The sequence below is a fragment of the Cellulomonas sp. CW35 genome (genome assembly GCF_052378485.1).
Lineage (GTDB): Bacteria > Actinomycetota > Actinomycetes > Actinomycetales > Cellulomonadaceae > Cellulomonas > Cellulomonas uda.
In genome coordinates this window covers 2978943-3001854 of record NZ_CP199000.1, presented here as the reverse complement: position 1 = coordinate 3001854, position 22912 = coordinate 2978943, and the positions used below count along the sequence as shown (strand labels likewise).

Below are 22912 nucleotides of genomic sequence, written 5' to 3'. Positions count from 1 at the left end.
TGCCGGTCAGTCGAGGAGGCTCAGGAGGTAGGCGCCGTAACCGGACTTGCCGAGCGCGGCGGCGCGTGAGCGCAGGCCGTCGTCGTCGAGGAATCCTCGGCGCCAGGCGACCTCCTCGGGGGCGCCGATCTTGAGACCCTGGCGGTGCTCGATCGCGCGGACGTAGTCGCTCGCGTCGAGCAGCGACTCGAACGTGCCGGTGTCGAGCCACGCGGTGCCGCGGGGCAGCACCGAGACCTGCAGGGCGCCGCGCTCGAGGTAGATGCGGTTCACGTCGGTGATCTCGTACTCGCCGCGCGCCGAGGGCTCGAGGTCGCGGGCGATCGCGACCACGTCGTTGTCGTAGAAGTAGAGACCCGGGATCGCGTAGGGCGAGCGGGGGCGGGCCGGCTTCTCCTCGATCGACAGCGCGCGGCCCGCGTCGTCGAACTCCACGACGCCGTACGCGGTGGGGTCGGCGACCCGGTAGGCGAACACCGCGGCGCCGTCCACGTCGGAGAACCGCAGCAGCTGGTCGCCCAGTCCGGTGCCGTAGAAGATGTTGTCGCCCAGCACGAGCGCGACCTTCTCGTCGCCCACGAAGTCCGCGCCGATCACGAACGCCTGCGCGAGCCCGTTCGGCTCCGCCTGCACCGCGTACGAGATCGAGATGCCGAACTGGCTGCCGTCGCCCAGCAGGCGGTGGAACTGGTCCGCGTCGTGGGGGGTCGTGATGACCAGCACGTCGCGGATGCCGGCGAGCATCAGCGTCGAGAGCGGGTAGTAGATCATCGGCTTGTCCCACACGGGGACGAGCTGCTTGCTGACGCCGAGCGTGATCGGGTGCAGCCGGGTTCCCGAGCCGCCCGCGAGGATGATGCCGCGCATCCACTGAGTATGTCCGATCACCCGGCGCGGCACGTCCAGCGGGCGTCGGTGAGGGGGTCCGTGGCGCGGCCCATCATGTGACACGAAGTGTCCACGGGAGAAACATGCTTCTGCCACACTTCGCGCATGGCTTCGACCCCTCCCGCGGCTGACGTCCGCGTCCTTCCCCCCAAGAACGCCATCGACCGCTACTTCAAGATCTCCGAGCGTGGCTCCACGATCGGCACCGAGATCCGCGGCGGTCTCGTCACGTTCTTCACGATGGCCTACATCATCGTCCTCAACCCGTTGATCATCGGCACCGTCCAGGACAACGGCTTCGAGGGCAACTTCCTCGGCGGCGGCAACGAGCCGAACCTCACGGCGATCGCCGCGACCACCGCGCTCGTCGCCGGTGTGCTCTCGATCCTCATGGGTGTGGTCGCGAACTTCCCGCTGGCGCTCGCGGCCGGGCTCGGCCTGAACGCCGTCGTCGCGTTCTCGATCGCCGCGCTGCCGGGCATGACCTGGGCCGACGCGATGGGCATCGTCGTGCTCGAGGGCCTCATCATCCTGGCGCTGGTCCTCACCGGCTTCCGTGAGGCGGTGTTCCGCGCCGTCCCGCGTGAGCTCAAGACCGCGATCTCCGTCGGCATCGGCCTGTTCATCGCGTTCATCGGTCTGGTCGACTCGGGCTTCGTCCGCATCCCGGCGAGCCTCGCGACGCCGACCGAGCTGGGCATCGGTGGTTCGCTCTCGAGCTGGCCGCTCCTGGTCTTCGCGTTCGGCCTGCTGCTCGCGATCGTTCTCATGGTCCGCAAGGTCAAGGGTGCGATCCTCATCGCGATCCTCGGCTCGACGGTCCTGGCCGTGGTCCTCGAGGCCGTCGCGGACATCGGCAAGGGCGACGCGGAGAACCCCACGGGCTGGCGGCTCAACTCGCCGGCGATCCCGGAGGACGGTCTGGTCCAGACGCCGGACTTCTCGCTCCTCGGTCAGTTCTCGCTGTTCGGGTCGATCGAGAAGATCGGCCTGCTCGCCGTGATCCTGCTGGTCTTCTCGCTGCTGCTCGCGGACTTCTTCGACACGATGGGCACGATGGTCGCGATCGGTGACGAGGCCGGGCTGCTCGACGAGGACGGCAACCCGCCGCGCACCAAGCAGATCCTCATCGTCGACTCGATCGCCGCGGCGGCCGGTGGTGCCGCGAGCGTCTCGTCGAACACGAGCTACGTCGAGTCGGCCGCGGGCGTCGGCGACGGCGCGCGCACGGGTCTCGCCGCGGTGACGACGGGTGTGGCGTTCCTGCTCGCGACGTTCCTGTCGCCGCTGGTCGACATGGTGCCGTTCGAGGCGGCCACGCCGGCGCTGGTCGTCGTCGGCTTCCTCATGGTCATGCAGGTGTCCGGCATCGACTGGAAGAACTACGAGATCGCGATCCCCGCGTTCCTCACGATCGTCGTCATGCCGTTCGCGTACTCGATCACGGCGGGGATGGGCGCGGGTGTCATCACGTTCGTCGTCATCAAGGCGGCGCTCGGCAAGTGGCGCCAGGTGCACCCGCTCATGTGGGGTGCCGCGGTGCTGTTCGTCCTGTACTTCGTGCTCGGTCCCATCAAGGACGCGCTCGGGATCTGACCTCGGGTCGCACGTCTCGGCGACGGGCCGGTTCTCCTGCGGGGGAGCCGGCCCGTCGGCGTCGGCGGCGGGGGTGCGGCCGCGCGCGTCGGCGCGCGTCGAGCAGGACGACGGCGAGGGCGCCGACGAGCGCGCCGAGGGTGTTCATGACGACGTCCTGGACGGTCGGGACGCGTGAGGGCAGCCAGGTGCGCTGCGCGAGCTCGATCGCGCTCGAGAGGACGAGCCCGACGACGGTGCTCAGCAGGACCACCCGCACGTGCGCGCGTCGGGGCGGACGCGGGGTGCGGGTCGTGGCGTCGCCGACGAGGAGCGTGAGCAGCACCCCGAGCGGCACGAACATCACGACGTTCGCGACCGCCTCGGCGACCTCGAACGACACCGGGACCCCGTGCGCGACGAGCCACGCGCAGACGTCCCGGACCACCCCGAGCTCGTCGTCGAGGTCGTCCGCGGGTCGCAGGGTGACGACCGCGACGGCGGCCGCCCAGCACGCGAGGGCGCCGAGCAGCACCGCGCGGCGCGTGCGCGCGGCGCGGCCGGGACCGGGCGAGCCGGACGAGTCGGGTGGGACCACGGGTGTGAGGGTAGGCCGGACGCGGCCGGTACCCTCGTGAGACCGTCCTCGGAACAGGAGTGCAAGTCGTGCGCATCAGCGTGATCGGTTGTGGGTATCTGGGCGCGGTGCACGCCGCGGCCATGGCGTCTCTCGGCCACGAGGTCGTCGGGATCGACGTCGACGAGCGCAAGATCGACGCGCTGCGCGCGGGGCGTGCGCCGTTCTTCGAACCGGGGCTGCCCGAGCTGCTGCTCGAGGCCGGTGACGCGGGCGGGCTGACGTTCTCCACGGACATCGCCGCGGTCGCGGGTGCGCGCGTGCACTTCGTGTGCGTGGGTACCCCGCAGATGAAGGGCGAGTTCCGCGCGGACATGCGGTACGTCGACGCGTCGGTCACGTCGCTGCTGCCGCACCTGCAGCCGGGCGACGTGGTCGTCGGCAAGTCGACGGTGCCGGTGGGCACGGCGGAGCGGCTCGCGGAGCAGATCGCGCCCACGGGCGCGACGCTCATCTGGAACCCGGAGTTCCTTCGCGAGGGCTTCGCGGTCGAGGACACGCTGCACCCGGACCGGTTCGTGTACGGCCTGCCGACCGACGAGGCGGGCGTCGTGACCGCCGCGGGCGAGGCGGCGAAGGCGCTGCTCGACGAGGTGTACGCGACGCCGCTGTCGGACGGCACGCCGCTCGTCGTGACGGACTACCCGACGGCGCAGCTCGTGAAGGTCGCGGCGAACTCGTTCCTCGCGACGAAGATCTCGTTCATCAACGCGATGGCCGAGCTGTGCGAGGCGACCGGCGGTGACGTCACGCAGCTCGCGGACGCGATCGGCTACGACGTGCGCATCGGTCGCAAGTTCCTCAACGCGGGCCTCGGCTTCGGCGGCGGGTGCCTGCCCAAGGACATCCGGGCGTTCATGGCGCGGGCCGGCGAACTCGGGGTCGACCAGGCGCTGACGTTCCTGCGTGAGGTCGACTCGATCAACGGCCGGCGCCGCGAGCGCATGGTCGAGCTCGCGCGCGAGGTGTGCGAGGGCACGCTCGTCGGCAAGCGTGTCGCGGTGCTGGGCGCGACGTTCAAGCCGAACTCCGACGACATCCGGGACTCGCCGGCGCTCGCGGTGGCGGACATGCTCGACAAGGCGGGTGCGCACGTCGTCGTGACAGACCCGCAGGGCATCGAGAACGCGCGGGCGGCTCGCCCGGACCTGCACTACGCCGACGACGTGCTCGACGCGGTGCGGGACGCGGACGTGGTGCTGCTCGGCACGGAGTGGGCGCAGTACCGGGACCTCGACCCGGACAAGCTCGCGGACGTGGTCGCCGCGAAGCACATCCTCGACGGCCGCAACGTGCTGGACCCGGCGCGCTGGCGGGCCGCGGGCTGGACGTACCGGGCGCTGGGTCGCCCCTGACCCGGCGGCGTACGCGCCGCACGGACTCACGACGCCGCTCGTCCCCTGGTGGGGGCGGGCGGCGTCGTCGTGTGTGAGGCGCGGAACGGCCTTTTCCCAGAGTCATTACTACAGGTAATGAGTTATGCTCACGACCATGCCCTCCGACGCCCACGCCCTCGCCTCGGAGCTGCGCCGCACCGTGATCATGGCCGCCCGTCGGATCCGCGCCGAGCGCGGCGCCGCCGACCTGTCCGACCCGCAGTACTCCGTGCTCGTCCACCTCGAGAAGCGCGGCCCGCTCACGCCGGGCCAGCTCGCCGACCTCGAGCGCATCCAGCCCCCGTCCATGACCCGCACGGTCAACTGCCTCGCCGAGGCCGGCCTCGTCGCCAAGGACGCGCACCCCACGGACGGCCGCGTCGTCGTCGTGAGCCTGACCGACGCCGGCCGCACCGAGGTCACCGAGACCCGGCGCAAGCGGTCGGCGTGGCTCGAGGCGCAGCTGGAGGCCATGACGCCCGACGAGCGCCGCCGCCTCGACGAGGCGACCGAGCTGCTGCGGAGGATCGCCGAGGCATGAGCACGTTCGACTCCCTGAGGTTCTTCAACTACCGGCTGTGGTTCGCCGGCGCGCTCGTCGCGAACGTCGGCACGTGGATGCAGCGCGTCGCCCAGGACTGGCTGGTCCTGACCGACCTGTCCGACGAGTCCGGCGTCGCGGTCGGCATCACCACCGCGCTGCAGTTCGCGCCCACCCTGTTCCTCTCGGCGTGGGCCGGGCTGCTCGCGGACCGCGTCGACCGGCGCAAGCTCCTCGTCGCGACGCAGATCGGCCAGGGCGTCCTCGCCGCCGCGCTCGGCGTGCTCGTGCTGTCCGGCAACGCGCAGCTGTGGCACGTCTACGTGTTCGCCGGCCTGCTCGGCTGCGTGTCGGCGATCGACGGCCCGGTCCGCCAGACGTTCGTCGGGCAGCTCGTCCCCGCGGACAAGCTGTCCAACGCGGTGGGCCTCAACTCCGCGTCGTTCAACGCCGCGCGCCTCATCGGCCCCGGCCTCGCCGGCCTGCTCATCGCGTGGGTCGGCACCGGGTGGGTGTTCGTCATCAACGCGGTCTCGTTCGCCGCGACGATCCTCGCGCTCACCGGCATGCGGCTGGGCGAGCTGCACGCCATGCCCACCGCGCCGCGCGGCCGCAAGGGACAGATCCGTGCCGGGCTGCGCTACGTGCGGCGACGCACGGACATCGTCGTGATCATGGTCGTCGTCGGCGTGGTGTCGACCTTCGGCCTCAACTTCCAGCTGACGAGCGCGCTCATGGCGCGCACCGAGTTCGGCAAGGGCGCGGGGGAGTACGGGATCCTCGGCTCCGTCCTCGCGATCGGCTCGCTCACCGGCGCGCTGCTCGCCGCGCGGCGCGAGCGCCCGCGCGTGCGCCTCGTGATCGGGTCCGCGTTCGCGTTCGGCATCACGACCGGCGTCATGGCGCTCATGCCGACGTACCTGTCCTTCGCGATCGCGTGCATCCCCGTGGGGCTCGCGTCGCTCACGATGATGACCGCCGCCAACGCGACCATCCAGATGAGCACGGAGCCCGCGATGCGTGGGCGCGTCATGGCGCTCTACATGATGGTGTTCCTCGGCGCGACGCCCATCGGGTCGCCCGTGGTGGGCTGGATCGGGGAGACGTTCGGCGCGCGGTGGTCGATCGGCATCGGCTCGATCACCGCGCTGCTGGTCTCCACGGGCGCCGCGCTCTGGGCCCGCAGGGCGTGGGACGTCGAGGTCCGCTACCACCTGCACCGCCCGCACCTGGAGGTCGTGCACCGCGACGGGTCGGGTGTGGCCGCACGCGTGCCCGACGAGCGGGCGCGCGTCGCGGGCGCCGAGCGCTCGGCCGCCCAGGACGCCTCCGACGAGGCCACCGCGGCCTGACCCCCGGCGCCCCCGCGGCACCTCGCGGCTCCTCGCGGTTCCTCGCGCGGATCGGCCCGTCGGGGCGGGGAGTGCGCCTCGGTGACGGGGGCAACTGGTTGCGCGGACGGGGTCCGAGGTGGGGTCCGAAACGGGCCGCAGGTATGGGAGCCCGTGGGAAATCACCCGATCTGCGGCTAGGAGCAGCGCCGTCCGGGCGCGAGGATGGTCCCGAAATGTACGAATCGTCCGAACTCTCCAGACGGTGGGTCGTCCTCATGCGCACGTTCCTGCGGAGCTTTCTCGCACTCCTGATCGCCGGGCTCGCCGTGGGCGCGCCGTCCATGGCCTCCGCGGTCACCGACCCGTCGCCGTCACCCGGCTACGGCTGCCTCGTCGACGAGGGTGCCGCGGTCGCCGACGGGGAGGGCGACTACTCGCCCCCGCTGCCGTGCGAGCTGCGCGTGGTGACCAAGAGCCCGATCTGCGACAACGACGTGCCGAAGCTCCGGTACGCGGTCGAGGCGATCGGCTCGCCCAACACGACCGTCACGATCACGTGGGTCAACCCGAGCGGCGCGGACGTCGTCCAGTCCGACCTGCCGCTGTCCGGCACGGTGCTGTGGCCGGGCGCGGTCGAGAAGAACGGCGTGGGCGTCGACTGGCCCGGCTGGCGCCAGCTCGCGGACGGCACCTGGGTCGAGGGCGACGAGTTCGACTGGGTGCGGCCGTCCGTGCAGGTGAAGTTCCAGGTCAACCCCGAGGCGACCGTGACCGTGGCGTACCCGCCGTCGAGCCCGCAGTGCCTGACGAACCCTCCGGGCAGCTCGGTGCTCGCCGCGGAGCCGCCGGTGCCGTCCGCGGTGCTGTCGGCGACCGGCTCCAACGCGCTGCCCGTGGCGCTCGTCGGCGGCGGCCTGGTGCTGGCCGGCGCGGCCGCGCTCGTCGCGACGATGCGTCACCGCCGCCGGGTGCAGCAGTCCTGACGCGGGGCAGGTCCCGCACGACGACGAAGGTCGCCGACCACGAGGGGGTCGGCGACCTTCGTCGTACCCGGGCGGCTCAGACGAGCTGGTCGACCAGGTGGTCGATGCACGCGGTGAGCGCGAGCACGTCGTCCGGGTCCACCGCGGGGTAGGTGGCGATGCGCAGCTGGTTGCGGCCGAGCTTGCGGTAGGGCTCGACGTCGACGACCCCGTGCGCGCGCAGCGCCTTCGCGATCGTCGCCGCCTCGACCTCGGGTGCGAAGTCCACCGTCGCGACGACGGGGGAGCGCACCGCGGGGTCCTCGACGAACGGGGTCGCCCAGTCGCGGGCCTCCGCCCACGCGTACACGTGCCCCGACGAGGTCGCGCTGCGGCTCGTCGTGAAGTCCAGCCCGCCGCCCGCGAGCATCCAGTCGACCTGCTCGGCGAGCAGCAGGAGCGTCGCGATGGCCGGGGTGTTGAGGGTCTGGTCGAGGCGCGAGTTGGTCACCGCGGCGGTGAGGGACAGGCTCTCGGGCACCCAGCGGTCACGCTCGAGCCGCTCGGCCCGCTCGACGGCCGCGGGCGACAGCGCGGCGAGCCACAGTCCGCCGTCGGACGCGAACGACTTCTGCGGTGCGAAGTAGTAGGCGTCGGTCTGCGCGACGTCCACGGGCACGCCGCCGGCGGCCGAGGTCGCGTCGACCACGACGAGCGCGCCCTGCTCGCGCGAGCGCTCGACGCGGCGCACCGGTGCGACGGCGCCCGTGGACGTCTCGTTCTGCGGCCAGGCGTACACGTCGACGCCGTCCGCGTGCGCGGGCACGGCGACCGAGCCGGGTGCGGCCCGGGTGACGACGGGCTCGTCGAGGAACGGCGCCCTCGTCGTAGCTGCCGCGAACTTCGCGCCGAACTCGCCGAACACGCCGTGCGCGGCGCGCTTCTCGACGAGGCAGAACGTGGCGAGGTCCCAGAACAGGGTCGAACCGCCGTTCCCGAGGGCGACCTCGTAGCCGTCGGGCAGCGACAGCAGCTCCGCGAGACCAGCGCGCACGCGCCCGACGAGCCGGCGCACGGGCGCCTGCCGGTGGGACGTGCCGAGGAGCGAGGAGCCCGAGGCCGCGAGCGCCTCGACCTGCGCGGCGCGGATCTTCGACGGCCCGGACCCGAACCGCCCGTCGCGCGGCAGCAGGTCCGTGGGGATGGTCAGGGCGGTGGGCGCGCCGCTCGCGGCGGTGTTCTCGGGCACCCCGCGAGGATAGAACCGTCGGACCGTCCGTGGGACCAACTACCCTGTCACTGCGGCCGAGGACGCAGCGGCCGTTGCGACCTGGGAGGCAACGCGGTGAGCGACCTGATCGACACGACGGAGATGTACCTCAAGACTGTCTACGAGCTCACCGAGGAAGGCATCACCCCCCTGCGCGCCCGGATCGCGGAGCGTCTCGGCCACTCGGGTCCGACCGTCTCGCAGACGGTCGCGCGCATGGAGCGCGACGGTCTCGTCGTCGTGACCGGGGACCGGCACCTCGAGCTCACCGAGCTCGGCTACGCCAAGGCCGTGCGCGTCATGCGCAAGCACCGCCTCGCGGAGCGGCTGCTCACCGACGTCGTCGGCCTCGAGTGGCCGTACGTCCACGAGGAGGCGTGCCGCTGGGAGCACGTGATGAGCGAGCGCGTCGAGAAGCGCCTCGCGGCGCTGCTGGACCACCCGCACTTCGACCCGTACGGCAACCCGATCCCGGGCCTGCCGGAGATCGGGGAGGAGCAGACGCCGGTCGCGTTCCTCGACGGCGTCCAGTCGCTCACGCAGCCGACCGCGGGGGCGGACGGGAACGCGGTCGTGGCACGGATCGCCGAGCCGCTGCAGGTCGACGTGGAGCTGCTGACGCGGCTCGCCTCGGCGGGCGTGGTCCCGGGTGCGCGGATCACGGTCGAGAAGGCCGCGGGTGTGGTCACCGTGGGCGTCCCGGGGGCGGACGTCGTCCTCGACCTGCCCGACGAGGTCGCGCGGCACATCTTCGTCGGACGGGCCTGAGGGCTCCCCACCGCGACACCCGTGGCGGGGCCGTCACGGGGCGTCGTGACCTGCGCGTGATGTGGTCATGCGTCCGAAATGGTCGGATCGTGAGACGTCCGCCCAACGGGTGACCTGCGTCACGTCCCGTGACCCACGCTCCCACGGCCCCTGGCCTGGACGTTCGTCCCCACCTGGTGAGCGCCTCCTGGGCGCTCGTCCAATCTCCCGCAGATTCGTCGTGATCGGAACGTGACAATCTCCGGGAGCCTCATGTACGTTCGACCTGCTTCACGGAACCCCTCCTCTGCGAAGCCCTCGAGCGGAACGCCTAGCCCTGCCGCCGCGAGAGGTCCGCACGAACCGCCGGCAGGGGCGGGGGACCCACATTCGGGCGCTACGGCGTCCTTGGGGTGAAGCCCCGTCGCAGACTCCGGTCCGCGGCGAGGCCGGGTGATCTCCCACCCGAACCCGACAGCTGACCTCGCAGGCGCTAGGAGACCACGCATGACGAATGCACGTCACCGGGCCGCACGCCGGCCCTCGACGCCGCTGACCGAGCTGGCCGCGGTCGCATCAGAGCAGATGGGTACCGTCGGTCGCCGTTCGGCCGTCGTCGCCGCCTCCGGCGGCCTCGTCGTCTCGATGCTCGGCGCGACCCCCGCTCTGGCCGCGACGTCGGACGACGCCTCCGTGGGCGCGCTCGCCGCCGTCGACACCGAGGCGCTCACCGCCTCCGCCCGCGCGCTGCTCGAGACCGAGGCCGTCGTCAGCGCCCCGGCCGACGCCGCGTGGACGATCGACGCCCCCGCGCTCAAGGTGTCGATCCCCAAGCCCAAGGCCCCGCCGGTCGTCGAGACCCGCACGGTCACGAAGTCGCCCTCGCGCTCGTCGCAGCGCGTCGCGAACAACCCGGTGCCGCAGAGCGTCTCGGGCAACGCGGTCCTCGAGATCGCCGCGCGCTACGTCGGCGTCCCGTACGTCTCGGGCGGCTCGACCCCCAGCGGCTTCGACTGCTCGGGCTTCATCTCGTACGTGTACCGCCAGCTCGGCGTCTCGCTGCCCCGCACCTCGAGCGGCATGCGCTACGCGGGCACCGTGGTCTCGCGCGCCGACGCCAAGCCGGGCGACATCATCTGGAGCCCCGGCCACGTCGGGATCTACGCGGGCGGCAACCAGCAGATCGACTCGCCCCGCCCGGGCAAGACGATCCAGTTCCGCTCCATCTGGCAGAGCTCGCCGGTCTTCATCCGCATCGGCTGAGCAGCCCCGCACGTCACGAAGCCCCGGCGACACCTGGTGTCGCCGGGGCTTCGTCGTGTCCCCGCACCCGGAGGTGTGGTTACTCTGATCGCGCACCGAAGCTCCTCGGACGGGCCAGCCAGGTCCGTCCCACCACGCAGGGAGGGCGCCGTGCCGCCGACAGTCGCCACATCAGGACACGGACCAGGGGGCGCGCAGGTGCGCGTCCGGCGACGGGGGCGCCCGTGAGCGGCACGCTCGTCCTCAACGCCTCCTACGAGCCGCTGTGCGTGGTCCCCGTGCGGCGCGCGGTGCTCCTGCTCCTGCTGGAGAAGGCGGTCGTCGAGCGGCCGGGCGCGACCGTCCTGCACTCCGAGCGGCTCAGCGTCGTCGCCCCGTCGGTCGTGCGCCTGCAACGCTACGTGCGCGTCCCGCACCGGTCGCACGTGCCGATCACGCGCCGTGCGGTCCTCGCACGCGACCACGAACGGTGCGCCTACTGCGCCGGACGCGCCGACACGGTCGACCACGTCGTGCCACGCAGCCGGTCCGGGCCGCACGCGTGGGAGAACGTCGTCGCGGCGTGCGCGCGGTGCAACCACCGCAAGGCCGACCGCCTGCTGTCCGAGCTGGGCTGGGAGCTGCCGTTCACGCCGCGCGCACCCCGCGGGCCGCTCGCCGGCCACACGGTGCACGTGCGGCAGCCCGACTGGGAGCCGTACCTGCTCGGCTGGGCGGACGCCTCGGTCGCCTGACGGCGGCGCGGACGGCACGTCACGCGGTCTGCAGGGGAGCGCCTCGCTCTTGAGGAACGCTTGGTGTTGACTTGAGGGAGGGCACCCGGGCAGCACCAGCGAAGGAGCAGGGCACATGACGCGCGACGACGTGATCCTCGTGGGGGTCGACGGGTCGACGGCCAGCCTCTACGCGCTCGACTGGGCGGTCGAGGAGGCCGCGCGCCGCGGCTGGCGGCTGCACCTCGTGTGCGCGTACGCGCTGCCCTCGTTCGCGGCAGCCTCGCTCGACGGCGGGTACGCCGCGCTCGACGACACCGCGATCCAGGAGGGTGCCGCGGCCGTGCTCGCGGAGGCGTCCGCGCGCGTCGCCGACCGCGGGGTCCCGGTCACCGCCAAGGTCCACACCGGCGACGCCGCGGGCGTGCTCGTCGAGCTGTCGCGCGAGGCGCGCCTCGCGGTCGTCGGGACGCGCGGGCGCGGCGGGTTCGCCGACCGCCTGCTCGGCACCGTGTCCTCCGCGCTGCCCGCGCACGGGTACTGCCCCGTCGTCGTCGTGCCGCTGCGCGACGCGCAGGGCCACCAGCTCCCCGAGGACTCCGAGGTGCCGCCCGTCCCGCCCGTGCGCCGCATCGTCGTCGGCGTCGACGGCTCCCCGCAGGCCGAGCGCGCGCTGCGCTACGCGATCGACGAGGCGGGCGCGTGGGGCGCGCAGCTCACCGCGGTGTCGGGCGTGCCCGTCGGGTCCATGACCGGGCTGCTCGCGTGGCTGCCCTCGACCGTCGACCACGAGCAGGTGCTCGGGGACATGACCGAGGGGCTCAACGTGGTCGTCGACCGCGCGGTCGCCGGGACCGGCGTCGAGGTGCGCCGGTTCGCGCTCGACGGCACGGGCGCCGAGCTGCTCACCGAGTTCTCCACCGCGTGCGACCTCCTGGTGCTCGGGTCCCGCGGCCGTGGCGGGTTCCGCGGGCTGCTCCTGGGCTCGACGAGCCAGGCGGTGCTGCACCACGCGTCGTGCCCCGTGATGGTCGTGGGCAGCCGCGCCGAGGACCTGGACGACGAGTCCGCCACGCCCGACCCGGCCGACCCCATCGACCCCGTCGAGCCGACGACCGACCCCGCGGACGCCTGACCCGCGCGGACGTGCGACCCCGCACCGCCGCCGGCCCTGCACCGCCGGTGACCCTGCACAGCCGCTGACCCCGCACCGCCGCCGGCCCCGGGGCGCGGCGGCCTCACAGGGGCGTGACGTCCGGGCGGCGCACCAGCGCGGAGAGCACGACCGTCGAGCGCGTGCGTGACACGAACGGCTCCGCCGCCAGCCGCTCCACCACCTGCTCGAGGTGCCGCATGTCCCGCGCCCGGACCTGCACGACGAGGTCCACGTCACCCGTCACCGTGCTCGCCGCCACGACCTCCGGGTACTGCTCGACCGCCGCACGCATGGTCGCCGGGCTCGTCGAGCCCTGGCAGTAGATCTCGACGAACGCCTCGGTCTGCCACCCGAGCGCCGCGGGGTCGAGCCGGACCGTGAACCCACGGATCACGCCGTCGTCCCGCATGCGGTCCACGCGGCGCTTCACCGCGGGTGCGGAGAGCGAGACCTGGGCGCCGATCTGGGCGTACGTCGCACGCGCGTCGGCCGCGAGGACGCGCAGGATCGCCGCGTCGAGGGGGTCGGTCATGCGCCCATGATCCCGCGAACGCGGCGCGGGTGGTCCGACGACGAGCGAGCGGCTGGTCGGGGAGTTCCGCGCAGGCTTCAGTCGGGAGGCGGGCGTGCCGATGCCATTGCAGGATGTTTGGCACGAATGCGACGGGAGGGGCGGCGTGAACCAGCCCACGTCAGCGAAGGACTCGTCCGACGGCGCGACGGCCGCCCGGCCGGCGGCAGCACCACCCGCCGTGCTGCCTCGCCAGCGTGCTGTGCCGTCACCCCACCCCGGTCCCACGCCGCGCTCCGCGCGGACGGGTGCACCCGCGCCGACGCTCCCGACCCAGCGTCCAGCGGGGACGCCGAGCTCGACGACCCCTGCCCGCCCGGTGCCGACGGGTCTCGTCACGCCGCGCACGGCGCCGGCGGTCGAGCGCCAGGGCGCGCCGCAGGCCACCCCGCAGGCCACCCCGCAGGGCGACCCCCAGGCGCCCCGGCAGGACGACCTCCAGGACACCCGGCGGGGCGACCCCCAGGCCACCCCGCAACGCACTCCGCGGGCGGTGCGTGCGGCCGGTGTCCCGCGCGGCGGCGTGGAGGTCGCGGACGTGCTGCACCGGCCGGTCACCGCGCCGCCCGCGCACCGGCGCGCGCTGCGCGTCGTCGCCGGAGCGGCCGTCGTCGCGCTCGTCGCGACCGCGACCGGCGGCTGGGTCGCGCAGGACCGCGCGCACCGCCAGGACGTCGCGCGAGCCGAGGCCCGAGCGCGCGTGGACGCCGTCATGGCGGCGGTCGACGCGCCGTCGTCGTCGGGCGCCCGCGTGGAGGTCGCGACGTGGACGGACGCGCGGTCGTCGGAGACCGGCGCGCTGACCGCCGCGCTGAAGACCGCGACCGCGGCCCTCGCGGCGACGACGCACGCCCCCGCGGACGCACGCGGCGCGCTGCAGCGCGCCATCGACACGGCCCGCACCACGGCCGCCGACGGCGCCGCGAGCCTGCACGCGCTGCGCACCGCGCGGGCCGGGCTCGTCGCACCGCAGAAGGCCGCGCAGGACGGCGAGAAGGCCTGGCAGACGGCCGAGGCCGAGCGCAAGGCCGCCGAGGCGGCCCAGCGCGCACGCCAGCGCGTGGCTGCGCCCCCGCGCACGACGACCACCGGGCCCGGGACCGGCTCGGCGCCCGTGCGGCGCGGGATCCCCGCGGGCGGGCTCGTGTGCTCGGGCACGGGCGGGTCCGGGGCGCGTGAGGCGAGCGCGTCGACGCTCGGGGCCGCGATCAACTCCTACCGGGCGTCGCTGGGGCTGCCGAAGCTCGGTGTCGCGCGGTCCGGCTCGCTCACGTCGCACGCGCTCGACATGGGCACGCGCGGCGGGATCTGGCACTCGGGCGGCGACAACATCGTCGGCTGCGTGGGGACGAGCACCGCGTCGTACCTGGTCCAGGCGTGGGCGCACTCGCCGAGTCACGACAAGCAGATGCGCCGCACGGACGTGTCGACGATGTACGTGGGCGCGGCGACGCAGAGCGGCTGGCTGTTCGGCGCGGTCCTGTTCCGCTGACGGCCCCGACCCCCGCCGACCCCGCGCTTCCTCCGGCTCCGCCGCTCCATTCCCGGAGCAACAACGGGGTCGTCGGCGTGCGGCCCGGGCAGCGCGGGCGAGCAGCGGGGTCGGGCGGGGCGGGTGGGGGTGGTCAGGACAGGGTGCGCAGGGCCGTGGTGGTGCGGGTGAGGGCCTCGGCGAGGTCCGCGGGGGAGATGGTCAGCGGCGGGGCCAGGCGCAGCGTCCGGCCGTGCGTGTCCTTGGCCAGCACGCCCTCGCGCAGCATCGCCTCGCACGCGGCCCGGCCGGTGCCGTGCGGGACGTCGAGCCCCGCCCACAGGCCCAGCCGCCGGTAGCCGGTGACGAGCCCCTCGTCGGCCATGGCGTCGAGCGCGGCGCCGAGCTCGCGCCCGCGCGCGGCCGCCGCGGCCTGGACGTCGCCCGGGGCCAGGAGGTCCACCACGGCGAGCGCGACCGCGCACGCGAGCGGGTTCCCGCCGAACGTCGAGCCGTGCGTGCCGGGGGTGAGCACGCCGAGCACGTCACAGCGTCCGACGACGGCGGAGACGGGCAGGATCCCGCCGCCGAGCGCCTTGCCGAGCGTCACGAGGTCGGGCCGCACGCCCCACGTCTCGCAGGCGAGCGTGCGACCGGTGCGGCCGAGCCCGGACTGGATCTCGTCGGCGACGAGCAGCACGCCCGCCTCGTCGCACGCGGCGCGCACGGCGGGCAGGTAGTCGTCGGGCGGGACGACGACGCCGTGCTCGCCCTGCACGGGTTCGAGCAGGACGGCGACGACGGTCTCGTCGAGCGCGGCCCGCAGCGCGGCGGCGTCGCCGAACGGCACGGTCCGGAAGCCGGGGGTGAAGGGTCCGAAGCCGGTGCGCGCGTCCGCGTCGTCGGAGAACGACACGATCGTCGTCGTGCGGCCGTGGAAGTTCCCGGCGGCGACGACGATCGTCGCGCGGTCTGGTGCGACGCCGCGTGCCTCGTAACCCCACTTGCGCGCGGCCTTGATCGCGGTCTCGACGGCCTCGGCGCCCGTGTTCATGGGCAGGACGAGCGGGTCGCCGCCCGACGGTCCCGAGGCGAGCAGCGGTCCGACGAGCCCGGCGAGCGCGTCGGCGAACCGCGGCAGCAGGTCGTGTTCGAACGCGCGGCTCGTGAGGGTGAGCCGGTCGAGCTGTGCGTGGGCGGCGGCGACGAGCGCGGGGTGCCGGTGCCCGAAGTTGAGCGCCGAGTAGCCGGCGAGCAGGTCGAGGTACCGGCGGCCCTCGTCGTCGGTGACCCACGCGCCGTCGCCCGCGACGAGCGTGACGGGCAGGGGCGCGTAGTTGCGCGCGAGCCGGCTGACGGTGGTGGTCGTGGCGGTCATCGCGCGCTCCTTCGCGTCAGGTCCGCGAGCGGGTCAGGCGCGGATCTCGAGGGTGCAGCACTTGGCCCCGCCGCCGCCCTTGAGCAGCTCGCTCGTGTCGACGGCGATGGGCGTGTAGCCGCGCTCGCGCAGTGCGGCGGCGAGGTCGCGTGCGCCGGGGGCGACGACGACGTGCTCGCCGTCGGAGACGGCGTTGAGGCCGAGCGCGGCCGCGTCGGCGGCGGTCGCGTGGATCGCGTCGGGGAACAGCTGGTCGAGGACCGCACGGCTGCCCGCGGAGAACGCGGGCGGGTAGTACGCGATCTGCGGCGAGGCGGGGTCCGACGAGATCACCGCGAGCGCGGTGTCCAGGTGGTAGTAGTGCGGGTCGACGAGCTCGAGGCTGACGACCGGGCGGCCGAACAGCTCCTGCGCCTCGGCGTGCGCGGCGCGTTCGGTGCGGAACCCGGTGCCGGCGAGGATCAGGTCGCCGACGACGAGGATGTCGCCCTCACCCTCGTTGACCTGCGCGGCGGTGTGCGTGACGTAGCCGCGGTCGGCGAACCACTTCTGGTACGCGGGGCCCTCTGGCTGACGCTCGGGGTACCGGAACCGCGCGGAGTAGACGACGCCGCCGACGACCGTCGCGCCGTTCGCCGCGTAGACCATGTCCGGCAGGCCGGGCAGGGGGTCGATGAGCTCGACGGTGTGCCCGAGGTCCAGGTAGGTGTCCCGCAGCGTGCGCCACTGCCGCAGGGCGAGCTCCACGTCGGTGTACCGGGTCTTGTCCATCCACGGGTTGATCTCGTAGGAGACCGTGTAGTGCACGGGCTCGCACATGAGGTAGTGGCGGTCGGTACGGCCGGGCGCTCGTCGGGCGGAGGCGGTCATGGTGCTCCCTGGCTCGGGGACGGCGGGTCTCGCGGCGCATGAGGCCGTGGTCGGTTCGAGCGTAGAGGCGTGGCGCCGCGCAACCGATGAACGGCGCTTGCGCACCCGGGCGCGATCTGTTGCGTACGACGAGCTTCCGTGAACGATCTGTTGCGCAGGCCCCGGCTCAGGCGGCCCGGCCCGCGTCGCGCAGCTCGCGCCGCACCGCGCGCAGCGCCAGGGCGGCCATGCCCGCGAGCACGGGGCGCAGGACCACGCGCGTGAGCGTCGGCGGCAGGCCGGCCAGGTGCACGTCCTCGAGCCACAGCACCCGCGCCACGTCCCCGTCGGCACGCACCGCGATGAGCGCACGCCCCAGGAGCAGCGGACCCCGCTTCTCGAACACCGCGACGCCCGCGCGGCCGTCCACGGGCGGGTCCAGGCGCGTGATCGTCATGCGGTCCGGCAGCACGCGCGCGGTGAGGGCCTCGACGCGTCCCCCGACCGCGGGCGGGCCGTCGGTCGTCACGGTCGTCCACGGGATCCATCGCGCGTGGTTGCGCGCGTCGACGAGCAGCGCCCACGCCTCGTCGGCCGGGACGGGCAGGCTCAGGGACGCGCGGGCGGCGGACGTGGTGACCCTCCTCGTCGGTTCCTCGTCGGTTCGGGAACGTGCTCCCGCGACGTTAGCCTCGTCCCATGCAGACGCGCGCGCTGGGGCGGACGGGACGACAGGTCGGGGTCGTGGGGCTGGGCTGCTGGCAGCTCGGTGCGGACTGGGGCGAGGTCGGTGAGAACACCGCGCTGGAGGTGCTCTCCGCGGCCGTCGACTCCGGGGTGACGTTCCTCGACACGGCCGACGTGTACGGCGACGGGCGCTCGGAGCGCCTCGTCGGGAAGCTCGTCGCGTCGCGCGGCGGCGCCGCGTCCGGCCTGACGGTCGCGACGAAGATGGGCCGGCGGGCGGACCCGCACGTGGCCGACGCCTACACGCTCGACGCGTTCCGCGCGTGGAACGACCGCTCCCGCGAGAACCTGGGCGTCGACACGCTCGACCTGGTCCAGCTGCACTGCCCGCCCACCGAGGTGTACTCGCGCGAGTCCACGTGGGACGCGCTCGACACGCTCGTCGACGAGGGCCGCGTCGCCGCGTACGGCGTCTCGGTCGAGACGGTCGACGAGGCGCTCACCGCGATCGCGCGCCCGCACGTCGCCACGGTGCAGATCATCCTCAACGCGTTCCGCCGCAAGCCCCTCGAGCAGGTGCTGCCCGCCGCCGTCGAGGCGGGCGTCGGGATCATCGCGCGTGTGCCGCTCGCGTCCGGCCTCCTCTCGGGCAAGTACGACGCGACGACGACGTTCGCGGAGAACGACCACCGCAGCTTCAACCGCCACGGCGAGGCGTTCGACGTCGGTGAGACGTTCTCGGGCGTGCCGTACGAGGTCGGTGTGGAGGCGGCCCGCGAGGTCGCGGCGCTCACGCCCGCCGGTGCGACGACCGCGCAGCTCGCGCTGCGCTGGATCATCGACCAGCCCGGCGTGTCCGTGGTGATCCCCGGTGCGCGCAACCCGCAGCAGGCGCGCGGCAACGCCGGTGCGGCGGACCTCGCGCCGCTCACCCCCGAGCTGCAGGAGCGGTTCGGGGCGATCTACGACGAGCGCATCCGCGCGCACGTGCACGACCGCTGGTGACCCTGCCCGCCGCCCGCTGAGCCGTCGGCGGTCAGCCGCGCCCGGGGCGTCGTGGGTCAGCCGCGCCCGAGGCGCGGCAGGCCGCGACGGCGCCTGGCGGGACCCGCGGGCAGCTCGGGCACGTCCGGCGTCGTGGGGGTGCCCCATGCCGCGTCGGCCGTGAGCTCGACGCGCACGGGCTGCGCCGGCAGCTCCACCGGGTCGCGGAACGTCGCCGGTGCGGGCCCGAACGTCTTGCGGGTGCCCGCGATGACCTCGCGGCCCAGCGCACGTCCACCCGACGCGCCGACGACGACGCCGATCCCGTAGGGCAGCAGGCGCCCGAAGAACAGCCCCGACTGCTTGGCGAGCTGCTTGCGCAGCATGCGCCGCGTGAGGGTCGTGTTGACCTTCTTCACGGTCGCGACGGGCATGCGCGTGAGCAGCAGCCGTGCGACGTTCGTCGCCCCCAGGCCGGTGATGTCGGTCAGCGCCTTGGCGCCGGACTCGCCGAGCAGCGCGGTCAGCAGGAGCGCGCGGCGCCGGTCGACGTCCTCCACCTCGATGCCGTGCACGGACGCGACCGCGAGCACGTACGCGGCGGACGCGCTGAAGAACGTCGCCACGTCGCTCGCGGTCAGCACGAGCGCGACCCCGGTGCCGACCGCGGGGGCGGCGGCCGCGGCACCCACGGCGCCGCCGGCGCTCGCGACGAGCACCAGGAACTCCTTCTCGAGCAGCCGCACGAGCTGCTCGGGCGTCGCCTCGGGGTTGCGCCGGCGCAGGCTCGCGACGTGCTGGTGCACTGCGCTCGACGGCAGCTGGACCGCTCGGGCGAGGGCCTCCTCGACGATGCGCGGCACGGCGCTCAGCGCTCCCCGACGACCGTGAGGTCGACCGTCGCGCCGGCCGTGAGCGTGCGGCCCACCGTGCAGTGCTGGTCGATCGCGCGGTGCACGACGGTCAGGAGGCGCTCGCGCGCCGCCGGGTCGAGCGAGGACAGGTCGACGACGAGCCGCTCGGCGAGCGCCGGGTAGCGGTCCTCGGCGTCGTCGGCGAGGCCCTCGACCTCGATCGTCACGGGCACGTCGTCGCCGAGGCGGCGCGCGAGCGCGGCGTCCGACGACAGGCCCGAGCACCCTGCGAGCGCGACCTTCATCAGCTCGCCGGGCGTGAACGCGCCCTCGTAGGAGATGTCCCCGATCTCGACGCTCGCGCCGCGCGAGCTGCGGCCCACGTAGCGGCGCGAGCCGATGCGCTCGACCCACAGGCGGGTGCCGCCCGCGTTGGCGGGCGCTCGCGAGGGGATCGGCGCAGGCACGGGAGCGACCGCGTCGGGGCTCGTCGTCTGGCTCGGCGTCTGGCTCGTCATGGGCCGATCCTCGCACGGGGCGCGGCTGCGCGCGGGGGTGCGGGGGCGGTGCGATTGCGCAACGACTACGGATGCCGGCGGTCGCGCGCTCGTTGGGCTCGCGACGGTTCGTCCGGTCCGGGTGGGCCGTGAAGGGCGCGCGTGCTCGTCGAGGGCAAGCCCGCCGCGACGATCGTCGACGCGACGCCGCTGGTGCACATCCCGCCGTTCGGCATGTGCACGTCGCTCGCGAACCCCACCGTCGCGGCGGCGACGGCGGCGGCGCTCGGGGACCTCACCCCCATGCCGTGCGTGCCGGCGACGACGCCGTGGGTGAACGGCGCGACGGGCACGACGATCGGCGGGCAGCCCACGCTCGTGCTCGGTGCGCAGTGCCAGTGCGCGTGGGGCGGCGTGGTCCAGGTGCTGAACCCGGACAGCACCCGCACGCTCGAGGCCTGACCCCGGCCGGGGCGCAAGCGCGCGCGAGGGGGCCACACGTGGGGCGTGGCAGGCTGGTGCCGTGAAGCTCTGGGGCCGCAAGGAACGCGTGACGCTCGAGGTGGACGACGGCTTCCACGTGGCCGAGGCGCCCGCGCTGCAGCGCGCGATCGTGCAGGTCCTCGGCGCGGACAAGACCGGCGGCGTGCCGGTCCCCGCGGAGCTCCGGCTCGAGCCGGGACGCGGCGACGCGCTCGTCGTGGTGTGGCGCAACATGATCGTCGGCTTCGTGCCGCCGGAGCGCGCTGGCGGTCTCGCCGCCCGGCTGCCCGGCGGGCGCGCCGTGGGCGTGGTGCCCGGCTGCGTGCACCCCGAGGTGCACGACGTCCCGCGCGACGGCGACGACCGCCACGGCGTCCTGTGGCGCATCTGGGCCGGCCCGGTCCCCGAGGTGTTCCCGGAGGTGCCCGAGGGCCTGGACCGCCTCGCGGTCCCGGAACGCACGATCCTCGGCATCCCGCTCAGCCGGATCCACACCCCACCCCCTCGCTGACACCACCCCCCTCAGCTGCGTCCGCGCCGGCCACCGCCCGCCCGGTGCCGTCGCACGCGTCGGCGAGCTCGCGACCCTCGTCGAGGGCCCGCGCGCCGTCGCCGTGGCGGCGCACGTCGCCGCGCGGGCGGGAGATCGCCGCGCTCGCCGCCGGCGGCATGACGAGCCGCGCGATCGCCGCCCGCCTGACCCTGTCCGTGCGGACCGTGGACTCGCACCTCGCGCGCGTGTTCACCAAGACGGGCGTGCACTCCCGCGAGGGCCTGATCGCTGTCCCGCGCTGACACAGGCAGGGGCGGGACCGCTCGTGCGGCCCCGCCCCGTGCTCTGTGCGGTCGTGCTCTGTGCGTCCGTGCGTCAGCAGAACGCGCTGGGCGTCCAGTTCACGTTGTTCGGACCCTTGTAGTAGGTCACGCCGAACGTGTTCCCCGAGCCGTTGGGGGTGAACGTGTTCCCGTTGCGGTTCGCGTTCCAGTGGTTCTGGATCGACTGGCCGTTCGACGGGTACACCGTCACCGTCCAGCTGTTCGAGCCGGAGACCGTGTAGGTGACGTTGAACCGGTCACCCCACTCCTGCGTCTTCGTCGCGGAGACCGTGCACGAGCCGCCGCCGGTGTTGCCGCCGCCGCCCGTGTTGCCGCCACCGCCCGTGTTGCCGCCGCCGCCCGAGCCCTCGGACACCGTGATGTTCGACGAGCCCGAGGACTGGTACCCCTCGGTCGCGAGGATCTGGTAGTTGTGCGACCCCAGGTTCATGCCCTTCGAGGCCCACGCGTTGAAGTGGTTCGCGGCCGTGATCGTGCCGCCCGTGCGCTTCTGCTGACGCACCGACCAGTACTGGTAGAACGTCGCCGTGCCCTGGATCGAGGGCTGGTTCACGCGCTGCGTGCGGTAGATGTCGTACGTCCCACCGTCCGAGTTCACCGTGCCCATGTACGTGCCCGTCGGGCGGTACGTGCCCCAGTTGTCGACGATGTAGTACTCGATCAGCGGACCCGTGGTCCACCCGTACAGCGTCAGGTACGCGTTGCCCGACGGGTTGAACTGCCCCGAGTAGGACACCGCACGGCCCGACCCCGTCTGCCAGCCCTTGCCGGCGACGAAGTTGCCCGTGTTGCGCCACGACGTCGAGTAGTTGCCGCCGGAGCCCAGCTCCATCGACACCGTGCCCTGCGAGTCCGTCCAGAACGAGTAGTAGTACCCGCCGCTGTTACCCGTCTGGTTGGACGTCACCGCCGCCGACGCCGGCAGCGCGATCGCCAGACCCGTCCCGACGAGGCCCGCGACGGCCACGCCTGCGACGAGTTGCTTCACGGACCGACGACGGTGCTTCGGACGCCGGAGAGTTGCGAAACTTGCGGTCATTCTGCACTCCTTCGTGCGGAATCGTGGATCGGGGAGACGTAGCGGCCTGTCGCCGCCTTCTGAGCCCCTGACCTGCGGCGTCAGTTGTCGATCCACACCGATGACCTGCACGAGGACCTTCCCCTGCAGGGCCTTGCCTGCCGAGTGTGTGCCTGATGGTCCGAGATGGTCAAGATGTCGGACGTGCACTTTCGTGCGCTGAACCGGTTATCTTTCGGCCCGTCCGCTCACCCGTGGCAACCGTCGTCCCTCCTGCACGCCCTGGCACTCCGCCAAGGACCCGGCCGTCGGCCCGGTAGGCTGGCCTGCGCCGCCGCGACCCGCGTCGCACGCGGCAGCCCGGGCCCCGGCCCGAGCGCCTGTAGCTCAGGGGATAGAGCACCGCTCTCCTAAAGCGGGTGTCGGCAGTTCGAATCTGCCCAGGCGCACCGAGGTGTTTTCCCAGGTCAGGGGCGGTTTCGGCGAAGTGGGCGCGGGGGCTGCGGGGGCCGAATCGGGGCCGTGGTCAGCGTGTGGTCAGCGACTTGTCTCAGGACGTGGACGGCCCGTCAAGGACGTGGACGGACGTCGGTGGACGGTGCCGGGTGCTGGCGGGTCCTCGCTGTGCGCGCGACTTCGGTACCAGATCGCGCTTGCTGAGCCGAGCGCGCTCCTCCGCTTGGCCATGCTGTGGCTGGGAGCCTCTCGGCCCGCGCGCGCCTGACCGCGGGGCCCCTCTCGCATCCACGAAGCGCCTTGGCGCCGAACGTTCCGCCAGCTATCGCGGAGCCCTGCAGTGGGTCCGCCCCAGCGGAGCGCGC

The 22912-nt window shown here is 73.6% G+C and carries 24 protein-coding genes, 1 tRNA gene and 1 riboswitch; of the genes, 15 read left to right on the top strand and 10 right to left on the bottom strand.

The window, feature by feature from the left end; translation table 11 throughout:
• Window positions 1–6 precede the first annotated feature (6 nt).
• Window positions 7–867 carry a glucose-1-phosphate thymidylyltransferase RfbA gene (rfbA, locus tag ACT17Q_RS13680; RefSeq protein ID WP_141322178.1) on the bottom strand — a complete coding sequence of 287 codons (861 nt, stop codon included), beginning with the start codon at window positions 865–867 and terminating at the stop codon, window positions 7–9.
• 126 nt (window positions 868–993) lie between these two features.
• Here rfbA and ACT17Q_RS13675 point away from each other — a divergent pair, with 126 nt between their 5' ends.
• Complete coding sequence (locus ACT17Q_RS13675) at window positions 994–2484, top strand: NCS2 family permease (RefSeq protein WP_094181883.1); 1491 nt, start codon at window positions 994–996, stop codon at window positions 2482–2484.
• On the opposite strand, the gene ACT17Q_RS13670 is transcribed toward ACT17Q_RS13675, so the two are convergent.
• A complete protein-coding gene (locus tag ACT17Q_RS13670; protein ID WP_444663076.1) occupies window positions 2462–3061 on the bottom strand; it encodes a VanZ family protein in 600 nt (199 codons plus the stop codon). The genes ACT17Q_RS13675 and ACT17Q_RS13670 overlap by 23 nt on opposite strands.
• Before the next feature lie 68 nt (window positions 3062–3129).
• Here ACT17Q_RS13670 and ACT17Q_RS13665 point away from each other — a divergent pair, with 68 nt between their 5' ends.
• The 4 genes from ACT17Q_RS13665 (at window position 3130) to ACT17Q_RS13650 (ending at window position 7334) form a co-directional block, all read left to right on the top strand.
• Window positions 3130–4455, top strand: coding sequence for a UDP-glucose dehydrogenase family protein (locus tag ACT17Q_RS13665; RefSeq protein WP_444663074.1), 1326 nt, complete (start codon window positions 3130–3132; stop codon window positions 4453–4455).
• A 136-nt stretch (window positions 4456–4591) separates the two neighbouring features.
• Window positions 4592–5017 (top strand): MarR family transcriptional regulator, encoded by a 426-nt coding sequence (locus tag ACT17Q_RS13660; protein ID WP_268530812.1) that lies wholly within the window; start codon window positions 4592–4594, stop codon window positions 5015–5017.
• A complete protein-coding gene (locus ACT17Q_RS13655; RefSeq protein WP_141322185.1) occupies window positions 5014–6369 on the top strand; it encodes an MFS transporter in 1356 nt (451 codons plus the stop codon). Before ACT17Q_RS13660 ends, ACT17Q_RS13655 begins: the two co-directional genes overlap by 4 nt.
• A gap of 257 nt (window positions 6370–6626) precedes the next feature.
• Window positions 6627–7334 (top strand): peptidase, encoded by a 708-nt coding sequence (locus ACT17Q_RS13650; protein ID WP_444663071.1) that lies wholly within the window; start codon window positions 6627–6629, stop codon window positions 7332–7334.
• 76 nt (window positions 7335–7410) lie between these two features.
• Here the strand turns inward: ACT17Q_RS13650 and serC are convergent, their stop codons facing one another.
• Window positions 7411–8562, bottom strand: a complete 1152-nt coding sequence (serC, locus tag ACT17Q_RS13645; RefSeq protein WP_444663069.1) for a phosphoserine transaminase — start codon at window positions 8560–8562, stop codon at window positions 7411–7413.
• Window positions 8563–8658: 96 nt separating this feature from the next.
• On the opposite strand from serC, the gene ACT17Q_RS13640 reads away from it, so the two are divergent.
• The 4 genes from ACT17Q_RS13640 to ACT17Q_RS13625 all read left to right on the top strand — a co-directional run bounded on the left by ACT17Q_RS13640 (window position 8659) and on the right by ACT17Q_RS13625 (window position 12441).
• Complete coding sequence (locus ACT17Q_RS13640; RefSeq protein WP_094181888.1) at window positions 8659–9351, top strand: metal-dependent transcriptional regulator; 693 nt, start codon at window positions 8659–8661, stop codon at window positions 9349–9351.
• Window positions 9352–9689: 338 nt separating this feature from the next.
• Window positions 9690–9820, top strand: a riboswitch (cyclic di-AMP (ydaO/yuaA leader).
• Window positions 9821–9837: 17 nt separating this feature from the next.
• The gene (locus ACT17Q_RS13635) at window positions 9838–10593 is read left to right on the top strand and encodes a C40 family peptidase (protein ID WP_444663067.1); all 756 of its coding nucleotides are present in this window, start codon (window positions 9838–9840) and stop codon (window positions 10591–10593) included.
• 224 nt (window positions 10594–10817) lie between these two features.
• On the top strand, window positions 10818–11327 hold the full coding sequence (locus ACT17Q_RS13630) for an HNH endonuclease (RefSeq protein WP_094181890.1): 510 nt from the start codon (window positions 10818–10820) through the stop codon (window positions 11325–11327).
• Window positions 11328–11442: 115 nt separating this feature from the next.
• On the top strand, window positions 11443–12441 hold the full coding sequence (locus ACT17Q_RS13625) for a universal stress protein (RefSeq protein ID WP_444663064.1): 999 nt from the start codon (window positions 11443–11445) through the stop codon (window positions 12439–12441).
• Window positions 12442–12544: 103 nt separating this feature from the next.
• Here ACT17Q_RS13625 and ACT17Q_RS13620 read toward each other — a convergent pair whose 3' ends face one another.
• Window positions 12545–12994, bottom strand: coding sequence for an Lrp/AsnC family transcriptional regulator (locus ACT17Q_RS13620; protein WP_094181892.1), 450 nt, complete (start codon window positions 12992–12994; stop codon window positions 12545–12547).
• Window positions 12995–13352: 358 nt separating this feature from the next.
• Between ACT17Q_RS13620 and ACT17Q_RS13615 the strand changes: the two genes are divergently transcribed.
• On the top strand, window positions 13353–14525 hold the full coding sequence (locus ACT17Q_RS13615) for a CAP domain-containing protein (protein WP_444663062.1): 1173 nt from the start codon (window positions 13353–13355) through the stop codon (window positions 14523–14525).
• Window positions 14526–14658: 133 nt separating this feature from the next.
• Here the strand turns inward: ACT17Q_RS13615 and rocD are convergent, their stop codons facing one another.
• The 3 genes from rocD to ACT17Q_RS13600 form a co-directional block, all read right to left on the bottom strand.
• Window positions 14659–15882, bottom strand: coding sequence for an ornithine--oxo-acid transaminase (gene rocD / locus ACT17Q_RS13610; protein ID WP_444663060.1), 1224 nt, complete (start codon window positions 15880–15882; stop codon window positions 14659–14661).
• 33 nt (window positions 15883–15915) lie between these two features.
• Entirely contained in the window at window positions 15916–16752 is an 837-nt protein-coding gene (gene ddaH / locus ACT17Q_RS13605) for a dimethylargininase (RefSeq protein WP_094181895.1), read from the bottom strand.
• A gap of 166 nt (window positions 16753–16918) precedes the next feature.
• Window positions 16919–17260, bottom strand: a complete 342-nt coding sequence (locus tag ACT17Q_RS13600; RefSeq protein ID WP_444663058.1) for a hypothetical protein — start codon at window positions 17258–17260, stop codon at window positions 16919–16921.
• A 170-nt stretch (window positions 17261–17430) separates the two neighbouring features.
• Between ACT17Q_RS13600 and ACT17Q_RS13595 the strand changes: the two genes are divergently transcribed.
• Window positions 17431–18423 carry an aldo/keto reductase gene (locus ACT17Q_RS13595; protein WP_444663056.1) on the top strand — a complete coding sequence of 331 codons (993 nt, stop codon included), beginning with the start codon at window positions 17431–17433 and terminating at the stop codon, window positions 18421–18423.
• Between the two features lie 56 nt (window positions 18424–18479).
• Here the strand turns inward: ACT17Q_RS13595 and ACT17Q_RS13590 are convergent, their stop codons facing one another.
• Both ACT17Q_RS13590 and ACT17Q_RS13585 read right to left on the bottom strand, forming a co-directional pair.
• A complete protein-coding gene (locus ACT17Q_RS13590; protein ID WP_444663054.1) occupies window positions 18480–19265 on the bottom strand; it encodes a hypothetical protein in 786 nt (261 codons plus the stop codon).
• Between the two features lie 5 nt (window positions 19266–19270).
• Window positions 19271–19774: an OsmC family protein gene (locus ACT17Q_RS13585; RefSeq protein ID WP_444663052.1), complete on the bottom strand. Its 504-nt coding sequence runs from the start codon at window positions 19772–19774 to the stop codon at window positions 19271–19273.
• Window positions 19775–19915: 141 nt separating this feature from the next.
• Between ACT17Q_RS13585 and ACT17Q_RS13580 the strand changes: the two genes are divergently transcribed.
• The 3 genes from ACT17Q_RS13580 to ACT17Q_RS13570 all read left to right on the top strand — a co-directional run bounded on the left by ACT17Q_RS13580 (window position 19916) and on the right by ACT17Q_RS13570 (window position 21031).
• Entirely contained in the window at window positions 19916–20215 is a 300-nt protein-coding gene (locus tag ACT17Q_RS13580) for a DUF4280 domain-containing protein (protein ID WP_444663050.1), read from the top strand.
• Between the two features lie 61 nt (window positions 20216–20276).
• Entirely contained in the window at window positions 20277–20747 is a 471-nt protein-coding gene (locus ACT17Q_RS13575; RefSeq protein WP_444663048.1) for a hypothetical protein, read from the top strand.
• 44 nt (window positions 20748–20791) lie between these two features.
• Window positions 20792–21031, top strand: coding sequence for a helix-turn-helix domain-containing protein (locus ACT17Q_RS13570; protein ID WP_444663046.1), 240 nt, complete (start codon window positions 20792–20794; stop codon window positions 21029–21031).
• Window positions 21032–21104: 73 nt separating this feature from the next.
• On the opposite strand, the gene ACT17Q_RS13565 is transcribed toward ACT17Q_RS13570, so the two are convergent.
• A complete protein-coding gene (locus ACT17Q_RS13565) occupies window positions 21105–22061 on the bottom strand; it encodes a glycoside hydrolase family 11 protein (protein WP_444663044.1) in 957 nt (318 codons plus the stop codon).
• Between the two features lie 406 nt (window positions 22062–22467).
• Here ACT17Q_RS13565 and ACT17Q_RS13560 point away from each other — a divergent pair.
• Window positions 22468–22540, top strand: a tRNA-Arg gene (locus ACT17Q_RS13560).
• Window positions 22541–22912: the final 372 nt, after the last annotated feature.